The sequence below is a fragment of the Campylobacter sp. FU_520 genome, assembly GCF_025772385.1.
In the GTDB taxonomy this organism is placed as follows: domain Bacteria; phylum Campylobacterota; class Campylobacteria; order Campylobacterales; family Campylobacteraceae; genus Campylobacter_D; species Campylobacter_D lari_C.
The window spans coordinates 1-18,536 of record NZ_JAKMRZ010000021.1; the positions used below are offsets into that span (position 1 = coordinate 1).

The window sequence follows — 18,536 nt, forward strand, 5'->3', positions numbered from 1 at the left end:
GTTGATGGCTTTGGCAATAGCACCAAGCTCATCATTGCTTTTAACATCTATCATAGCTGAATCTTTAGTTTTATGATTGATAAAATCAAAGAAAGAGTTGAGGCCGCTTTGTATAGCTTGTAAAGGTGATAGATAATAAGAAATAATAAAGTAAAGTAAAATAATACTAGCAATACTTGTAAAAATAACTATAGTGGTTTGAATATAAGCAATTTTTAAAGCAGGGGCTTCAATAACTTCTATGTTTTCTCCTGCGCATGTTGTATAACCATCAATTTTGACACAAATACCAAATCTATTTTGACCATTTTGAGTAATATAGTTAAAGATATTATAATCACCAGCTTTTTCGTAAGCTTTAGCTACTGTAATAATATCTGGATTTTGCTCTCCACTAACCAATGTTTTATCAGTTGATGCAAATACGGTATAAGCATGATCAAATACAAAAGTTCTTCCCGGTAATTCACTAAATTCAGTTTGTAAGTCTTTTACTAAAACATCAATGGCTAATATACCTATAAATTTGCCATCTTTAACTAAAGGCATAGCATAGGTAAAACACGGCAATCCTGTTGTTGCGTCAATATATGAGGCTGTGATATATAGACCATTTTTCTTTCTAGCTTCTATATAAAATTCTCTCGTTGTTGCATCATAGTTATCTGCTTTTCCATAAATTCCATAATCCAAACCTTTGCTATCACTATCTGGATCACTAACTATCAATTCTCCATTAGGTTGAGCTATGTAAACAGCTAAATAATTGTTCATATCTCTAACGGCTTTAAGTAAATTACCTGTATTTTCCGTAAGTTTTTCTTGGGTATTTAATTCACTATATGGAAGTTTTAAAATAGCTTGAGAAAGTTTTTCCAAAGAGTGAGTATTGAGATTTTTAAAATCTCTCATTGATTTTTCAGCGGCTCTTACATAATTAGTTTCAGCTTTAACCACTTCATAATTTAAAGCTTTTTTTGTAAAAATAAAGCTAATTATGCCAAGTACTATAAGACATACGATGGCTATAATGTTTGCAATTAATGAAATTTTTAGTTTGATACTTTTCATTAATAAACTCCTTTTGTTATAGTAAGATTTAAATGAGTTTATTATAGCACTAAAAATTAAAAAAGAACCAAATATTATTTAAATGATAAATTTTTATAAAGAGAATTTAAAAGATTAGAACATGCTTTTGAAAGTATAGTGTAAGTTTCATCAAAATCTCCGCTATACCAAGGATCAGGCACTTCATCATATCCTAATTCTAAAGCATAAGAAGTGATTTTGTGAATTTTGTGTTTAAAATTTGGAAAATTTTTAACCACGTCATTATAATTAGAATTATCCATAACGATAATAAGATCATTTTCTTCACACATTTTTAAGCTCAACTTTTGACTGCAAAATGGCTTAGAGTTGATATTTTTACTATTTAACATGGCTTTGGTTTTAAAGTGCATATCTTCTCCATCATGATAACCTGAAGTACCTGCACTAGAAACAGTAAATTTATCATTTGATTTTGCTTTTATTAAAAGATCTTTCATAATAAATTCAGCCATAGGGGAACGACAGATATTCCCTAAGCAAACAAAAATAATCTTAGTCATTTTTACCTCAAAAATTGTGTAATTTTTTCAAAATTATAGCAATATTTTAAAATATTTTTAAAGATTAATTAAAACTAAGATATAATTTTTCATTAATGGGGAGCTTTTGCTGAGAGGAAGTTAGACTTCGACCCTTGAGAAGTTTGGTAATGCAAACTTTGAATTCTTGCAAAAACTTTCCTTTTTTATAAAAAAGGATAAAAATGATACAAGCAAAAACAAAAACTAAAATTCCTATCTTAACTATAGCTGGGAGTGATTGTAGCGGTGGGGCTGGCATACAAGCTGATTTAAAAACTTTTAGTGCGCATAATTTATTTGGTATGAGTGTAGTTTTAAGTGTTGTGGCTGAAAATACTGCAAGGGTAATTTCTTGCTTTGATATACCTACTAAGATAATAGATGAGCAGATGTTAGCAGTTTATGAAGATATAGAACCAATGGCTGTGAAAATTGGAATGCTAGGTTCAAAAGAAATTATAACTTGTGTAAAAGAAAATTTATTACGCTTTAAAGCCAAAAATGTAGTGATAGATCCTGTGATGTTTGCAAAAAATGGCTATGCTTTAATGCCTTTAGAAAATTGTCAGTTTTTTAAAGATGAAATTTTATCTTTAGCTGATGTACTTACACCAAATATACCTGAGGCTGAGTTTTTGTGTGATTTTAAAATACTTAATGAAGAGGATATGAAAAAAGCCACTATAAAGCTTCACAAAGAAGGTGCAAAAAGTGTTTTGATTAAAGGTGGGCATAGTAAAAATAATACTAATGATGTTTTTTATGATGGAAAGGAATTTAGTATTTTTAAAGCAGAAAAAATTAATACAAAAAACACACATGGCACAGGTTGTACATTAAGTTCAGCTATAGCTAGTAATCTTGCCTTAGGTAAAGAAAAACATGAAGCTATAAAGCTTGCTAAAGATTATGTGTATGGAGCTATTTTAAATTCTTTAGCACTTGGAAAAGGTTGTGGTCCAACTAATCACTTTTTCCAATTTGATAAGGAGTAAAAATGATTATCAAAGCAGTAAGAGAAAAAAATCCTTTGATCCATCATATTACTAATTATGTTACAGCCAATGATTGCGCGAATGTAACTATAGCAGTAGGAGCAAGTGCTGCTATGGCTGATTTTTATGAAGAACAAACTGATTTTGCTAAAATAAGCTCAGCCTTAGTATTAAATACAGGTACAATTAATCAGCTTGTAGCAAATTCTATGTTAAAAGCAACCAAAGAATATGCTTTATTAAATAAACCTATAGTTTTTGATCCTGTTGCTTTGGGTGTGAGTAAGGCAAGAGATGGGATTAATTTTGAATTGCTTAATCTAAAAGGTATTAGTATTGTTAAAGCAAATGCGTCTGAAATGGCTAGTGTTATAGGTTTAGATGGTAAAGCAAGAGGGGTTGATAGTACTTTTGTGATTAATGATGAGTTTTTAGAAAAAGCTAGAGAATACTCATATAAAACTAAGCGTGTTTTGGCTATAACTGGAAAAATTGATTATATTATAAATCAAGAGCACATTGCAAAAGTTTATAATGGCTCTATTATGGCTACTAAAATAACTGGAGCAGGTTGTATGTGTGCTTCTTTGTGTGGAGTTTTTGCAGGAGCATTAGAAGATAAATTTCAAGCTAGTTTATATGCTTTGCTTAGTTTTGGTGTAGCTAGTGAAATTGCTCAAGATCTTTCTAGTGGAAGTGGTAGTTTTAGAGTGAATTTAATCGATGCTTTAAGTAATTTAGATGATGAAGAAATTAAAAAAAGAGCTAGATATGAAATCATTTAAAATTTATCTTGTTGCAAGCAAGGGTGAGAAAAGTGAAAGTGAGTTTTTAAATATTTTAGAAGCTTCTTTGAAAGCTAAGATTGATATTTTGCAACTTAGGGAAAAAAATCTTAGTACTTTAGAATTTTATAATCTTGCTTTAAAAGTTAAAGCTTTGTGTGAAAAATACAATACACCTTTTGTGATAAATGATAGAATCGATATAGCCATGGCTGTGAATGCAAATGGAGTGCATATAGGACAAAAGGATATGCCTTTAAAAAAAGCAAGAGAACTTTTAGGTGAAGATAAAATCATAGGACTTACGATCAATCATAAAAGTGAACTTGCTAATACTCAAAGCGCTACTTATCTTGGAGTAGGGGCTGTTTTTGCTACACCTAGCAAGCAAGATTGTATTGTGCTTGGTATAGATGGATTAAAAGAAATTACTAGTTTAAGTTCTTTACCTATTGTAGCTATAGGTGGGATAGATGAGGCTAATTTAAATTTACTTAAAGATTGTAATATACAAGGTGTAGCTGTCGTTAGAGCAATAATGCAAGCAAATGATCCTTATATGGCAACTTTAAATTTAAGATCAAATTTTGATAAAACTTTTATAGGAAAATAATGATTTATTTTATAGGGGATAAAGAATTTGATGGCGTTAAGACTATAAGATTAAATGAAATTAAATTTCTTGATTTTGAAGTTAATTTAAAGGAATTTGATTGTTTGATCATTAGCTCCAAGAATGCACTCAAAGCATTAATGTCAAGTAAAAGCAAAATTGATTTTGATATTAAACTTTATGCCGTTGGGCAAAAAAGTGCAGATTTTGCAAAAGAACTTGGTTTTAAAAATGTCAAATATCCTAGCAAGGCTTATGGTAAAAATTTAGCTAGTGAGTTTTTATCTGAGTTTAAAAATAAAAATTGTCTTTATTTAAGAGCGAAGAAAATTAGTTCAGGACTTGATGGGTATTTGTTAAAAGAAAATATCCTTTTAAAGCAATTAATCGTTTATGAAAATATAGCCATAGAGCCTAAAAAAGATGAGTTAAAAATACATCACCCTAGCGTTTTTATCTTTAGCGCTCCTTCAAGCATAGAACAATTTTTGAAATTTTTTACATTAGAAAAAGAAGATAAAGTTGTAGTTATAGGTCAAAGTACAGCTTTAAAACTTCATAATTTTAAAAATTTGCATATATGCAAAGAGCAAGATCTAAACTCTTGTTTGAAATTAGCTAAGAGTTTAGATCTTTAAAAGTTTTATATAGTAAATAAGAAGCAATAAACACCATAAGAACCTCGCTTGCAAAAGAAGCAAGCCAAACTCCATTTAAGCTAAGATAATATGATAATACCTGTATAAAGATAAAAGGTAATACTAAACTTTGTATGATGGATATGGCTAAAGAAAGCATAGGTTTATCTAAAGCGGTAAAAAAAGATGCGCAAAGTTTTCCAAGCCAGCTTAATAAAAAAGAAAAAGAAAACAATACAAGTGCATTTTGCGCTAGATTTGCAAAACTAATATCATTATTTTTATTAAAGAGTGAAACTATAATTTCATTGAAAAAAAATGCAAGTAAAAATACAAATATTCCAAATACACCAGATGCTATAAACATTCTTTTAAAAATAGCTTGAATTCTTAATATGTTTTTATATCCATAGTTGTAACTTATAGCAGGTTGCATAGCTTCACACATTGATAAGATTAAAGCAAAGGTAAAAGTACTTAAATAAAGTATAATGGAAAATGCAGCAAGTGCTTGATTTCCTGCTATTTTTAATAATATAGCATTAGCTAGTATAGTATAAATAGAGCTTGATATATTTGAAAAAAATTCAGATGAGCCATTATAGATGATATTCTTGAGTATTTTTAAACTAATTATAGGTTTTTTAAATTTTAGAATTAAATTTTTAAAAACAAAAGGTATAAAACCTAAAATAGTACCCAAAAGCATTCCTAGACAGGTTGCTAGAGCAGCTGAAAATAAGCTCCACTCAAGAATAACTATAAAAAGCCAATCTAATATTATATTGCTTAAAGCTACTGTGATATTAACTACCATACTATAAAATGTTTTACCGCATATTCTTAAATAATTATCCATAGCAAAAGCTAACATAGTAAAAGGTGCAAAAAGAGCAAAAATTTGCATATATTCAGTGGATAAATTTTGTATGTTTTCATCAGCACCCATAAAAGCACTTAAAGGTTTTGCTAGGAAAAATCCTAATATTCCCATTATGCAAGAAATTACAAAAATAAGAACGATGCAAAAAGAAAAAATAGCTCTTGCTTTTTCGATTTTTCCTTTGCCTAGGTTGATTGCGATTTGCACTGATGAACCTATGGCTATCATATCTGCTAAGGCAAAGCTTATCATGATAAAGGGCATTACTAAATTCATAGCAGCAAGAGCATCTGCTCCTAAGTATCTTCCAACAAAAACCCCATCAATGATAACATAAAGATATATAAATGCAGCACTTGCCATGTTAGGTAGGGCGCATTTGTAAAACAATATAGTAGCGTTTGTATTAGTATAAAAATTGTGTAATGACATAGTTTTCCTTATTAGTGTTTATTTTGCGTTCTGTTTGATAATTTACGAATAAAATAAAGCTAATAGAGAGATTCTATGCCTTCTATAGTATCTTTAAAATATGGATCTGAAATTTCAATAAAATAATCTTTGAAAAACATAAATCACCTAAATTTTAAAAATCCTATATTAATATAATACAAATATTATATTGCAAAAGTCTTTATTTTTGGCTTAATATTCATTTTATTTCTTTTTATCCGATTTTTATAAACCCACAAAAAAGGAGCAAGGATGCAAATAAATTCGTATTCACGTGTGGCAGTGGAGTCGCAAGTTGGCAATAGGAAGGCTAATTTGAATACAAAACTTGAAGATGTCAATACTAAAAGTGCTAATAGCACAAAAGATATTGATGAGGATAAGCTTAATAAGCTTGCTAGCATAGGTGGAAAAGGCATAACAGAACTTTATGCTATGAGTTTTATGCAACAAGCATTTAGTATGAGTTCCTCTAATGGTTTGGCTCAAGTTGGGATTTTTCAAGGAGCTCAATCTAAGGATTCTTTAACAGCTATTTTATCAAATGTAGATTTTAAAGCTATAGGATATGAAGGCAAAGATATACTTAGTTTAAATGCTGATGAAGCAAAAGAGCTTATTGGGGAAGATGGATATTTTGGTGTAGCAAAAACATCTCAAAGATTGGCTGATTTTGTTATTAATGGGGCTGGTGATGATATGGAAAAACTTCAAAAGGGTTTAGAAGGTCTAAAGGCAGGATTTGCGCAAGCGGAAAAAATGTGGGGTGGCAAACTTCCTGATATCAGCTATGAAACAATTGATAAGGCTATTGAAAAAGTAACTCAAAAAATCAATGAAATGGGTGGAAATTCTTTAGATATCAATGCATAAATTTATATCCCTAGTTCTAAGCTAGGGATTTAGTCTATTTTTAAAACACTTAAAAATGCTTCTTGAGGTAAATGTACTTTACCGATAGCTTTCATTCTTTTTTTACCTTCTTTTTGTTTTTCAAGAAGTTTTCTTTTTCTAGTAATATCCCCGCCATAGCATTTTGCGGTTACATTTTTACCCATAGATTTTACATTTTCTCTTGCGATGATTTTATTTCCTATACTTGCTTGGATAGCAACTTCAAAAAGCTGCCTTGGGACGATTTCTTTCATCGCTTTTACTAATTCTCTACCCTTGCTTAGTGCCTTTTCATTTGGTACTATGATGCTTAGTGCATCAACATTTTCACCAGCTACTTTAATATCAAGTTTTACAAGATCACCCACTCTAAATTCAATAGGCTCATAATCAAAACTAGCATAGCCTTTAGTGAGTGATTTGAGTTTATCGTAAAAGTCCATAACGATTTCATTTAAAGGTATATCATACTCAAGTAAAACACGCTCAGGGGTAATATAATCCATCTTAACTTGCATACCGCGTTTGCGATTTAAAAGAGTGATTAAATTTCCTAAATATTCACTTGGAGTTATGATAGTTGCTTTTACATAAGGTTCTTTTATGTGATCAATTTTATTTACCGGAGGTAGTTCACTTGGATTTTGAATTTTTAAAACTTCTCCATCAGTTTGATAAATTTCATAAGTAACAGTTGGAGCAGTAGCAATCAAATCAAGGTTAAACTCACGCTCAAGTCTTTCTTTAATAACCTCCATATGCAAAAGACCTAAAAAACCAACCCTAAAACCAAACCCTAAAGCTAGCGATGTTTCAGGTTCATAGGTAATAGAGCTATCATTGAGTTTTAATTTATCTAAAGCATCTCTTAAATCTTCAAATTTATCCGTTTCTATAGGGTATAACCCTGCAAAAACAAAAGCTTTAGCTTTTTCAAAACCACCAATGGCTTCTTTTGCTTTGTTTTTGGTAAGCGTTATAGTATCGCCCACTTGAACATCAGCAACATTTTTAAGTCCAAGCACGATAACACCTACTTCACCTGATTCTAATTTTTTGGTTTTTATAGGGCTTAATGGGTGAGGGTAAAAAAGATCTTGCACAAGATGTTTTTTATCTGTACTCATAACTAAAACTTCATCATTTTTAGCTATATTTCCCTCATAAATTCTAACCAAAGCCAAAGCTCCAAGATAATTATCAAACCAAGAATCATAGATTAAAGCTTTGGTGGGTGCTTCATCATCGGTTTTTGGCGCAGGAATTTTTGTAATAATGGTTTCTATGAGTTCTTTTATACCTACACCTGTTTTTGCACTAACACAAATTGCATTAGAACAATCAATGCCTATAATATGCTCTATTTCGTGTTTAACTTTTTCTATGTCAGCCGAAGGAAGATCGATTTTATTAATCACTGGTATGATTTCAAGATCATTTTCTAAGGCTATGTAAACATTAGCTATAGTTTGAGCTTCTACTCCTTGTGAAGCATCAACAACAAGCAAAGCTCCTTCGCAACTTGCTAAAGAGCGACTTACTTCATAAGAAAAATCAACATGGCCTGGAGTATCTATCAAATTTAATACATATTCTTCATTATTGAATTTATAATTTAAACGTACAGATTGAGCTTTTATGGTTATACCGCGTTCTTTTTCTATATCCATAGTATCCATTACTTGAGCGCTCATTTGTCTATCGCTAATTGCACCACATTCACTAATAATTCTATCAGCTAGTGTACTTTTTCCATGGTCAATATGAGCTATGATAGAGAAATTTCTAATATTTTTCATTCAAAACCCTTAAGATTGTCTCATTTTTCTTTTTGCTAGACCTATTTGCTCATAAGCATCTATTTCCTTTTTTAAGGCCTTATAACGCTTTTTTAGTTCATTATTTAAAAATGAAATATTTTTAGGAGTGGCATTAGCATTAGCTGAAATTGCACTAATAAAATCAAGTTTTCTTTTAGTGGCACTATCTTTTGGATTGGAACCAAATTTTTGTGAATTTAAAAATTGCAAGATTAAAGCCTGAATTTCTTGAGAATTTTTTGCTCCATTGGCTTTGGAAATAAAGTCTTCTATATTGCTTATTTTTGGAACTTTGGTTGCATTAGATTTGTTGGGTTGTTTATCTTTATGGGTAAAAAATAATACCAAAAGAACACCAAGTATAATAACAACAACTAAAGCTACAATTAAAAATATAAAAAGAGAATTATTCATTTAAAGCCTTTCTATAATTTTCTTGCATAGGATCTTTTGAAATAACTTGCTATGCTGAGTGCAACCATAAATAAAAAGCCCCAATATACATAATCAGGAATTTTTACTGAATCTCCTGCTGCGTAAGAGTGCATGCCAGTTAAAAAGTAATTTACTCCAAAATAAGTCATGATAATTACCCAGTATGCAAACATAGAGCAAACTGCAAAAGTATATTGATTTGCCCATTTTGGCACCATTCTAATGTGTAAAATAGCTGCGTAAACTAAAATACTAATTAAAGCCCAGGTTTCCTTAGAATCCCAGCTCCAATATCTTCCCCAGCTTTCATTTGCCCATATAGCGCCTAAGAAATTTCCAACTGTAAGTAAGCAAAGTCCTAAAATCATAGCCATTTCATTAATTCTTGTAGCTTCTGTAATGTTTCTTAAAATATTTTCATTATGCTTACCATTGATTTTTAGCATACATAATAAAACAAGTACAAATATACCCAATAATGCACATAGTCCTAAAAATCCATAGCTAGCAGTAATAACTGAAACATGTATAGTAAGCCAGTATGATTGCAACACTGGAACTAAGTTGGTAATTTGTGGATCCATTTGGCTAAGATGAGCTACACCTAAAGTAACCCCTGCTAAAATAGAAGTTAAAGAAAGTGCAATAGGACTTTTTCTAGAAAAGAAAATTCCAGATAATGATAAAGCCCAAGCTATATAAACCATACTCTCATAGGCATTACTCCATGGAGCGCGACCTGCTATATACCAGCGCAAAGCCAAACCTAAAGTATGGATGAAAAATGCCACAATGTTAAATACATAAACACATTTAAAAATAAAATCAATGCGAATTTTTGGCAGCAGCATTTTAACAAAAACTATAATTAAAAGCAAAAATCCAGCACATAAATAAAGCGGAGCAAGATTTACAAAAATTTGACTTTTATTAAAAAAGATTTCTGTGCTAATTTTTTTAGCACTTGGCATAACTTCATGGCCATATTTTTCTTGATAGTTTTTGATAGTATTTAAGTTTTTAGTTGCTTCATCCCAGTTATTGTGTGCAATGGAGTTACTAACTGCATTGAAATAATTTTCTAAAATACTTTTAACTTCTGCGCCTTCTGCGCCTTTTAAACCTATATAAGCTTCGCGTGGTGCTACCCATTGATTATTGGTGCTATTTTGCAAAGGAATAAATCTAAAAATATCACCTGAGAAAATTAAATTTACAATATTAACCCTTTCATCAAGTTTGATGATTTCTTTATCAAAAACACTTCTGCGGTTTGGATTTTTTCTATTAGCATTTTCTACATATTTTTGTAGTTTATATGAATCTGTAGTGAAAAAATCTTTAAAACTAGTATAGGCTCTAGGCTCAATTTCTAAAATTTTAGAAATTTCTTCATTAACCAAACGACTTTTTGGCATGAAAATGATGTCTTTATCATACCATGCACTACCATCAAAAATCATCGATATAATTGTTGCTTCAGCGCTTTGTCCTTGAAAGGTTGTGTTTTTGTATATTTTTTCTAAAACTTCCATGGCTAAAGTATTAAAAGGCACCATTCTACCATCAGGTTTTTGCACTACTAAAGAAGCAAGTTCTTTAGCATGTGCCTCATCTACCTTGATAGGTTCATTTGCGTAAGTATTTTGGCCTGCAAATAAAACTAATATAAAAGCCAAAATAGCACTTGTTTTTTTTAAGGTGTCTTGATTGATTAATTTAGCTAAGGTTCTAAATCTTGAATAAGGATTTAAAATATTTAAAAACATTCCTAGTGTGAGTAAAAAATATCCTATGTATGTAGGAATTTTACCTGGATCTTTATTAACTGAAAGTATGGTGCCAAGCTCATCTTGATCATATGAGCTTTGGTAAAATCTATAACCTTGATAATCTAAAACATTATTCATGAAAATTTTATATTCTAGTTTCTTATCAGCATTGTCAATTTCTACATAACTTGCATAAGACATAGGCGACATCGAGCCAGGATAGCGTTCTAATTCAAAGTCTTTTAGGTACATTTCAAATGGCATTTCTATTCCTTTAGGGCCCCATCTTAAAAAGAAAGGTTGGCCTGCTACATCAATACGGATAGGCGAATTGTATTCTACTAGGAAAACTTCTTTAGTTTCTCCTTTGTAGCTTAGTTTTAATTTTAAAGCATTAATGGCACTATCCGAAAGTTGAGTTGGCATATATTTAGTACTTTGTGCAAAGTCTTTGAAATTATTTAATAAAGAATTATTCCAGTATTTTGCCTCGCCAAATAAAGAAATCAAAGCATTACGTCCTAGCTCTATCCAACTGTTTTTAAACCAAGTAAAAAAACTTTCATCTTGAGCTTGATTGATACCTTCTAAAGTTTTTTTACCATGCAAGGAAGCAAATTTAACCACTAAATTAATATCATTAAAAGAATACAATCTTAAATCTTTAGCTTGTGCTTTTTGATTTGCTTTTAAAATATTTTCTTTTCCATCGCTCATTGACATGTATTTTAAATCAAAATCAGCACTAAGTTTTAAGTCTTTATCGATTTTTATATAAGGACTTGGAACAGAGTCATTTAAAAATGCTATATTAATGCCGTTAATATTTTCAATATCTCCTGCCTGAAAAAGTAATTCTTTAGACTCGTTATTTTGTGAAAGCATTAAAGATAAAAGTGGGGCAGAATTGTTATCATCAATATAAATTTCTTTTGCATCTAAGATTAAATTTTCATATGCAATTTGGGCTTTTTCATCAGGTAAGATTAAATCAAATGAAAAATCATTTACAAAAGGTAGGGTTGCAATATATTCAGATTTTGAAGCACTATATACTTTATCATCTTTTAAGGTTGCTATGTAAATATAACTTTTTGAAGTTTCAATGATGTTGTTTTTTTCATTTTCTCTAATGTGTAAATTTCCTTCAAATCCCATATATCTAGTCATAGCTGAGCCTAGTAATATAAATAAAAATGAGATATGAAAGATTAAAAGTGGTATTTTTTTCTTATTAAACATTTTGTATTTAAAAAGAGCTGCTAAAAGATTAATCCCTAGTATGAGTTGTATAAAGCCAAACCAAGAAGAACCATAGATCATCGCCCAAGCTGTTGGTGTATTGTAAGCGCTTTCTATGAAAGTAGCTAGGGCGCAAAATAGGGCAAAAATTAAAAATAAAAAAATAGAAATTTTTATATCCCCAAAAGCTAAAAGTTGTTTTTTCATGAATTAAGCTCCAAGGTATTTTTTTCTAATCTCATCATTACCGATAAGATCTTTTGCAGGTGCATGCATAGCAATTTTACCATTTTCCAAAACATAAGCATAGTCACTAATTTTTAAAGCTGAAAATGCATTTTGTTCTACTAATAAAATAGTAATTCCTTCTTCTTTTAATTTGACTATAATATCAAAAACCTCTCCAACTATTTTTGGAGCAAGACCTAATGAAGGCTCATCAAGCATTAAAAGTTTTGGCTCACTCATAAGCGCTCTTGAGATAGCTAGCATTTGAGCTTCCCCACCACTTAGAGTTCCTGCAAGGGCATTTTTTTTATCTTTTAGTCTTGGAAAAAGTCTATACATTTGATTTTTTAAATGCTCGTAATTTTCTGCATTATTAAAAGCACCAATTTTTAAATTTTCTTCTATGGTAAGATTTATAAAAACTCTTCTTCCCTCAGGTACTAAGGCGATACCTTTTTGAACTAGAGTGTGCGGTAAGTGTCTTTGAGTATCATAGCCTAAAAAGGTTACTTCGCCGGTTTTTTTAACACAATTTAGCATAGCATTAAGTGTTGAGGTTTTTCCTGCGCCATTTGAGCCTATTAAGCTAACTATACTTCCTGTTTTTATAGTAAAATCAATACCTTTAACAGCCTCTATTAAACCATAATAAACATGTAAATCTTTAACTACTAGCATTAAAATCTCCCAAATACGCACTAATTACTTCAGGGTTTTGTACCGCATCGTTTGGTTTTCCCTCAAAAATAGTTCTACCATAATCAAGCACCATAACTCTATCACAAAGTTTATTTACAAATTTCATATCATGCTCTATAAGCAAAACACTAATTTTTTTGTTATCTCTTATGTTAAAAATTAACTCAGCTAAATCATCGCTTTCTGTAGAATTCATCCCTGCTGCAGGTTCATCTAGCAATAAAAGCTTAGGATTTGTTGCTAAAGCTCTTGCTATTTCAACTTTTCTTTGCTGACCATAGCTTAAACTAGTAGCTTTTTCATCAGCCAAATGAGCGATATTGAGCTGTTCTAAAATTTCATAAGCTGCTTTTTTTGCATTTTTTTCTGCTTTGGAAAATCTTCCAAGGTGCAAAAAAGCTTCAAAAATATTATATTTAATGCTCTTATCAAAACCAATCAATACATTTTCTAAAACACTCATGCTTGAAAAAAGTCTGATGTTTTGAAAAGTTCTTGCTATACCTAGATGAACTATTTTGTGTGGTTTTAAATGATCAATTTTTTTTTCTAGAAAAAAGACTTCTCCGCTACTTGGCTTATAATTTCCTGTGATAATATTAAATAGAGTGGTTTTACCTGCACCATTTGGACCTATAAGCCCAAAAATTTCACTTTCTCTAATAGCAAAAGAAGTATTTGTTATAGCGTTAACTCCGCCAAAATTTTTATGAATTTCTTTAAGTTCTAAAATCATTTCTTCTTCCTTTTAGAAAACTTAAATAAAACATCTGTTAGTTCTTTATCGCCCATTATTCCTCTTCTTGCAAAAAGCATTACTAAAATTAATATAACAGAAAATACAACCATTCTAAGACCAGGCATAGCAGGGGTTTCATAGCCAAAAATATTCATACTTTCATCTAAAAATCTTAAATACTCACTTCCGCCTATTACCAAAATAGCTCCGATGATAGCACCGGTAGTTGAACCCAAACCACCTAAAACAATGATGATTAAAAGTTGGAAGGTAAATAAAAAGTCAAATTGCTCAGGTGAAACTGAAGCTAGCGCACAAGCAAGTAAGCCTCCGCCGACACCTTCTAAAAATGCTGAAGTGCTAAAGGCTAGGGTTTTGATATTAAAGGTGTTTATACCCATTGCTAATGCTGCATCCTCATCATCTCTTACGGCTTTCATAGCTCTACCAAATTTTGAACTAACAATATTTAAGATGATAATAACAGAAAATATAGCAATCCCGCCACTCCAGTATAATGTGGTATGTTTAGGAATGTCATTTAAACCTAAAGAACCATTTGTAACAGAAGCAAAGTTAATCGCCATAAGCTTGATGATAATACCAAAACCTAGTGTTACAATAGCTAAATAATCCCCTCTAACTCTAAATACCGCAAAGGCCAAAACTAAAGATAAAAGCATAGCACAAAGCCCAGCAGCAAGTAAAGCCACAATAAAACTTGGTGAATGAATCATTAAAATAAAGCTACTTGGATCTTCTAAAGAAAACTGGTCGATTTTGCTTTCACTTGTAAGTAAAACTAAAGCTGCAACATAAGCTCCTATAGCTACAAAGCCATTTGGTTCTAGTGAAAATTGTCCTGTAACCCCATTGATAAGATTATAGCTTACTGCTAAGATAACAAAAATAGCAATATTGCTTAAAATTCCTATTTTATAATCATTGAAAAAATAAGGAGATATAAAAAGAAAAGCAAGTGCTATGATAAAAAAACTTAAATGTGTAATTTTTCTTGCAACCATCTTAAAACCTACTTTTTTCAAAATTAATACCTAAAATTCCGGTTGGTTTAAAAAGCAAAATCAATACTAAAAAGATAAACGCAAAAGCATCTTTAAAACCAGAAAGATCAGGAAAAATAGCAACTACAACAACTTCTGTAAATCCTATAATCAAGCCACCTAAAACCGCTCCAGCAACCGAACCAATACCACCTAAAACAGCAGCGCCAAATGCCTTAAGTCCTATAAGAGTTCCCATACTAGGTTCAACAGAAGGATAACTAACAGCCCAAAAAATACCACCAATAGCAGCTAAAGCCGAGCCCAATGCAAACACAATAGCAATAATACGATTTGCGTCAATTCCCATTAAATTTACAGTATGAATATCAAAAGCTAAAGCTCTAATAGCAATGCCATATTTGCTTTTATAAAGTATGAATAAAACCACTAATAGTATAAAAAATGTCAAAATAGGCACTAAAATACTATTAATACTAATGCTGATATTATTAAAATTAATCACTGTTTCAAGATAGCTTGGTACAGGAAAATATTTTGGCGTTGAACCAAATAAGACATTAAACACATTTTGTATTAAAAAGCTTATACCTATAGCTGTGATAAGTAAAGAAATTCTAGGCGCTTTTCGTAAAGGTTTATAAGCTACTCTGTCAATAGCAATACCTAAAGCTGCTGCAAATAACATAGCCAAAGAAAGAGCTCCTAAAAATGGCACATTCATACTTGTAACACAAAATAAAGCCGAGTATGCACCTACCATCATGATGTCACCATGTGCAAAATTAATCAATCTTAAAACACCATAGACCATTGTATAGCCTATAGCAATAAGTGCATACATGCTACCTAAGCTAAAACCATTTATAATTTGCTGTAAAATTAAAGAACTATCCATTGAACCTCTTAAAATTTTATTTACGGAAAAATCGTATCTTTATAAATTTGCTTTTGATTTTCTATTGATTTTATAACAATTGAACGCGTAGCATTGCCTGTTTTATCAATGCTAATTACTCCACTAACACCTTCAAATTTTGAAGTAGTGTGAATATTGTTATTGATACATTCACTGTTAAAATCATTAATACATTTTTGCATAGCTTCAAAAATCACAAAATACGCATCTGCACCCATAGCTGTGAAATTTGGAACTTCTTTGCTTTGTTTTTCTTTTTCATAAGCTAATATAAAGTCTTTTGAAAGCTGCGTTGGGGGATTGTGATAATCAAAGCTATCGGTAAATAAATATCCTTCAGCTGCTTCTTGAGCTAGATTAATAAAGGTTTCATCAGCTACCCCATCTGCTGAACCCATAGGGATATTTATACCCATTGCTTTTGCTTGACGTGCAAACAAAGAAGCCTCGGTGTAATATACTGGAAGATAAATAAAATCAGGTTTTAAATTTTTAATTTGTGAAAGAATAGCTTTGAAGTCTTTATCGCCTGCTGTAATTCTAAATTTATCTAAAATTTTTCCACCTTGTTTGCTAAATTCTTTTTCAAAGGCTCTAGTTAAACCTAAAGAATAATCCGCACTTTGATCGCTAATTATCACAGCTTTGGTGTAATTTAGCTTATTTTTTACATAATTAGCTAAAGATGAGCCTTGAAAGCTATCCATAAAACAAACTCTGCTAGCGTATAATTTTTTATTTAAAATTTTATCAGCAGTAGCTGCAGGAGCAACCACTGGGATCTTTTTTTCCTCGCCAATTCTTATCACTTGCAAAGTATTAGCTGTTAGCATTTCTCCAATTAGTGCATACGCTTTGTTTTGTGAAACTAGTCTTGTACTAGCATTTGCACTTTCTATTTTATCGCCTTTTGTATCAACTACTACTAAATTTACTTTATCTCCATTGCTTAAAGTGTTTTTCATAGAATTTGCAATTTTCACTCCATCTAAAGCACTTTGTCCATAAGCTGCAGTAGAGCCTGTTAGAGGTAAAACTACGCCAATGTTAATTTCTTTTGCTTGTATGATATTACTAGCTATGATAGACAATATAGCTATGTTAATTTTTTTCATAGTTTAACCTTTCAAGGATTGATAATAGTTTTATAAACTTGTTTTTGTTCTTGTATTTCTTTTATAACTACAGAACGACTTGCATTACCACTAGCGTCTATGCTTATAACGCCACCTACGCCTTCAAAATTATTTGTTGAATGAATTTTTTCATTAATGCATTGTGCGTTAAGATTATTCGCACATTCATTCATGGCATTTACCATTACATAATACGCATCAGCTCCCATAGCAGAAAATGCTGGAAGTTCTTTTGTTCCATGATCTTTTTCATAAGCTTCAATAAATTTTTTAGAAAGGGTTGTCGGAGGATTATTATAATCAAAACTATCGGTAAAGATTACTCCATTTACAGCATCACCACCAAGCTCAATAAAGGTTTTATTATTTACTCCATCGCCTGCACTTAAAAGCTTGTTAAAGCCAACTGCTTTTGCTTGTCTTGCTATTAAAGCAGCTTCTGGGTGATAAATTGGCATATAAACAAAATCAGGGTTGATACTTTTAAGTTGTGAAACAATAGCTTTAAAGTCCTTGTCGCCTGAAGAAATGGTTAGTTTTTTAAGTACTTTTCCGCCATTTTGTTTAAATTCTTTTTCAAAAGCTCTTGCTAAACCTAATGAATATACATTGCTTTGATCAACTATCACAACCACGCTTTTTAAATTTAAATCTTTATAGGCATAGTTAGCAAATTTATCTCCTTGAAAACTATCCATAAAGCAAACTCTGCTAGCATAGCTTTTTTTATCTAAAAGTTTATCACCTGATGCAACTGGAGCTATAGCAGGAATTTTTCTTTCTTCAGCTATAGATAAAACTTGCATAGTATTTGGTGTAACAGCTTCGCCTATAAGGCCTAAAACTTTATCTTGAGAGATAAGTCTAGTAGCGGCATTTGCTGCTTCTATTTTATCGCCTTTTGTGTCAATAGCTATGATTTTAACACTATCTCCATTTTTTAAATTTGGGTTTAAAGTATTAGCTAGTTTAATGCCCTCATATACATCATTGCCATAAGCTGCCAAAGTACCAGTAAGTGGTAAAACAATGCCTATTTTTACTTCTGCGGCATAAATTGAACTAGCACAAAGTAAGCTAGCTAGCAGTAGATTTTTTTTCATGAAAACTCCTTTTTTGTTATTTTAAAAATGTATTGTGTTTGGTTTTTGGTGCTGGCTCTTCTTCTAAAAGATCTTTTTGATTAAGCTCTATAGAAAAATTTTGTCCTTTCAAATAAGCAATAATGTGATCCATATCACTCCCGCTTAGCTTTTTAGCATACAAGCTCATTTGGATATTATCGCTTGATTGATTTTTTAAATATCCATTAGCATAGTCTTTTAAAGCGCCCTTGATCTCTTCTGGGCTTAAGTCTTTAATGGCTCTTTTACCATAAGAATTTTTTTCTCCATTTTCTCCATGGCAAGTATTGCATTTGTTTTTAAAATAAATTTCTTTAGCTTTTTCTAAGTCATAGCTAATGTTATCATTAAAAGTATAAGTAAATAAAGATTTTACATTAAAAGCTAATAGTGAATTGACAAATAAAATACTTACAATAAACAAGCGTAACATAAATATGCCTTTTTTAAATATAAATAAAGCTCGATTATATCTAAAAAAAATAAACAATTTTACTCC

At 30.8% G+C, this 18,536-nt stretch carries 18 protein-coding genes; 5 read left to right on the plus strand and 13 right to left on the minus strand.

The window, feature by feature from the left end; all coding sequences use genetic code 11:
* The coding region (locus L8W55_RS07050; protein ID WP_263678001.1) for a PDC sensor domain-containing protein at nt 1-1,071 on the minus strand (1,071 nt) is incomplete at its 3' end.
* 74 nt (nt 1,072-1,145) lie between these two features.
* Nucleotides 1,146-1,616, minus strand: a complete 471-nt coding sequence (locus tag L8W55_RS07055; RefSeq protein WP_263678002.1) for a low molecular weight protein-tyrosine-phosphatase — start codon at nt 1,614-1,616, stop codon at nt 1,146-1,148.
* A gap of 206 nt (nt 1,617-1,822) precedes the next feature.
* Here L8W55_RS07055 and thiD point away from each other — a divergent pair, with 206 nt between their 5' ends.
* The 4 genes from thiD to L8W55_RS07075 are packed head-to-tail and all read left to right on the plus strand — an operon-like array spanning nt 1,823 to nt 4,668.
* Nucleotides 1,823-2,632 (plus strand): bifunctional hydroxymethylpyrimidine kinase/phosphomethylpyrimidine kinase, encoded by an 810-nt coding sequence (gene thiD / locus L8W55_RS07060; protein ID WP_263678013.1) that lies wholly within the window; start codon nt 1,823-1,825, stop codon nt 2,630-2,632.
* A gap of 2 nt (nt 2,633-2,634) precedes the next feature.
* Nucleotides 2,635-3,417, plus strand: a complete 783-nt coding sequence (gene thiM / locus L8W55_RS07065) for a hydroxyethylthiazole kinase (RefSeq protein ID WP_263678003.1) — start codon at nt 2,635-2,637, stop codon at nt 3,415-3,417.
* Entirely contained in the window at nt 3,404-4,030 is a 627-nt protein-coding gene (gene thiE, locus L8W55_RS07070) for a thiamine phosphate synthase (RefSeq protein ID WP_039641948.1), read from the plus strand. The genes thiM and thiE overlap by 14 nt, the downstream gene beginning before the upstream one ends.
* A complete protein-coding gene (locus L8W55_RS07075; RefSeq protein WP_318529905.1) occupies nt 4,027-4,668 on the plus strand; it encodes a uroporphyrinogen-III synthase in 642 nt (213 codons plus the stop codon). Before thiE ends, L8W55_RS07075 begins: the two co-directional genes overlap by 4 nt.
* Here the strand turns inward: L8W55_RS07075 and L8W55_RS07080 are convergent.
* Nucleotides 4,649-5,983 (minus strand): MATE family efflux transporter, encoded by a 1,335-nt coding sequence (locus L8W55_RS07080; protein ID WP_115645871.1) that lies wholly within the window; start codon nt 5,981-5,983, stop codon nt 4,649-4,651. The two genes, L8W55_RS07075 and L8W55_RS07080, sit on opposite strands and share 20 nt — an antisense overlap.
* Before the next feature lie 273 nt (nt 5,984-6,256).
* Between L8W55_RS07080 and L8W55_RS07085 the strand changes: the two genes are divergently transcribed.
* Nucleotides 6,257-6,877, plus strand: a complete 621-nt coding sequence (locus L8W55_RS07085; protein ID WP_039618814.1) for a hypothetical protein — start codon at nt 6,257-6,259, stop codon at nt 6,875-6,877.
* Nucleotides 6,878-6,906: 29 nt separating this feature from the next.
* Here L8W55_RS07085 and lepA read toward each other — a convergent pair whose 3' ends face one another.
* Genes lepA through L8W55_RS07135 form a run of 10 tightly spaced genes read right to left on the minus strand, consistent with a single transcriptional unit; the run spans nt 6,907 to nt 18,470 of the window.
* The gene (gene lepA / locus L8W55_RS07090; protein ID WP_039628652.1) at nt 6,907-8,697 is read right to left on the minus strand and encodes a translation elongation factor 4; all 1,791 of its coding nucleotides are present in this window, start codon (nt 8,695-8,697) and stop codon (nt 6,907-6,909) included.
* Nucleotides 8,698-8,706: 9 nt separating this feature from the next.
* Nucleotides 8,707-9,132 carry a hypothetical protein gene (locus L8W55_RS07095; RefSeq protein ID WP_263678004.1) on the minus strand — a complete coding sequence of 142 codons (426 nt, stop codon included), beginning with the start codon at nt 9,130-9,132 and terminating at the stop codon, nt 8,707-8,709.
* 11 nt (nt 9,133-9,143) lie between these two features.
* Nucleotides 9,144-12,374 (minus strand): c-type cytochrome biogenesis protein CcsB, encoded by a 3,231-nt coding sequence (gene ccsB, locus L8W55_RS07100; RefSeq protein WP_263678005.1) that lies wholly within the window; start codon nt 12,372-12,374, stop codon nt 9,144-9,146.
* 3 nt (nt 12,375-12,377) lie between these two features.
* Entirely contained in the window at nt 12,378-13,073 is a 696-nt protein-coding gene (locus L8W55_RS07105; protein WP_039618807.1) for a high-affinity branched-chain amino acid transporter, ATP-binding protein, read from the minus strand.
* Nucleotides 13,060-13,830 (minus strand): ABC transporter ATP-binding protein, encoded by a 771-nt coding sequence (locus L8W55_RS07110; protein WP_087700178.1) that lies wholly within the window; start codon nt 13,828-13,830, stop codon nt 13,060-13,062. Before L8W55_RS07110 ends, L8W55_RS07105 begins: the two co-directional genes overlap by 14 nt.
* The gene (locus tag L8W55_RS07115; protein WP_263678008.1) at nt 13,827-14,858 is read right to left on the minus strand and encodes a branched-chain amino acid ABC transporter permease; all 1,032 of its coding nucleotides are present in this window, start codon (nt 14,856-14,858) and stop codon (nt 13,827-13,829) included. Before L8W55_RS07115 ends, L8W55_RS07110 begins: the two co-directional genes overlap by 4 nt.
* Nucleotide 14,859: 1 nt before the next feature.
* A complete protein-coding gene (locus tag L8W55_RS07120; RefSeq protein ID WP_039628648.1) occupies nt 14,860-15,756 on the minus strand; it encodes a branched-chain amino acid ABC transporter permease in 897 nt (298 codons plus the stop codon).
* Between the two features lie 20 nt (nt 15,757-15,776).
* A complete protein-coding gene (locus L8W55_RS07125; RefSeq protein WP_257928015.1) occupies nt 15,777-16,892 on the minus strand; it encodes an ABC transporter substrate-binding protein in 1,116 nt (371 codons plus the stop codon).
* Between the two features lie 11 nt (nt 16,893-16,903).
* The gene (locus L8W55_RS07130) at nt 16,904-18,016 is read right to left on the minus strand and encodes an ABC transporter substrate-binding protein (RefSeq protein WP_263678010.1); all 1,113 of its coding nucleotides are present in this window, start codon (nt 18,014-18,016) and stop codon (nt 16,904-16,906) included.
* A gap of 16 nt (nt 18,017-18,032) precedes the next feature.
* Nucleotides 18,033-18,470, minus strand: a complete 438-nt coding sequence (locus tag L8W55_RS07135; RefSeq protein ID WP_263678011.1) for a c-type cytochrome — start codon at nt 18,468-18,470, stop codon at nt 18,033-18,035.
* Nucleotides 18,471-18,536: the final 66 nt, after the last annotated feature.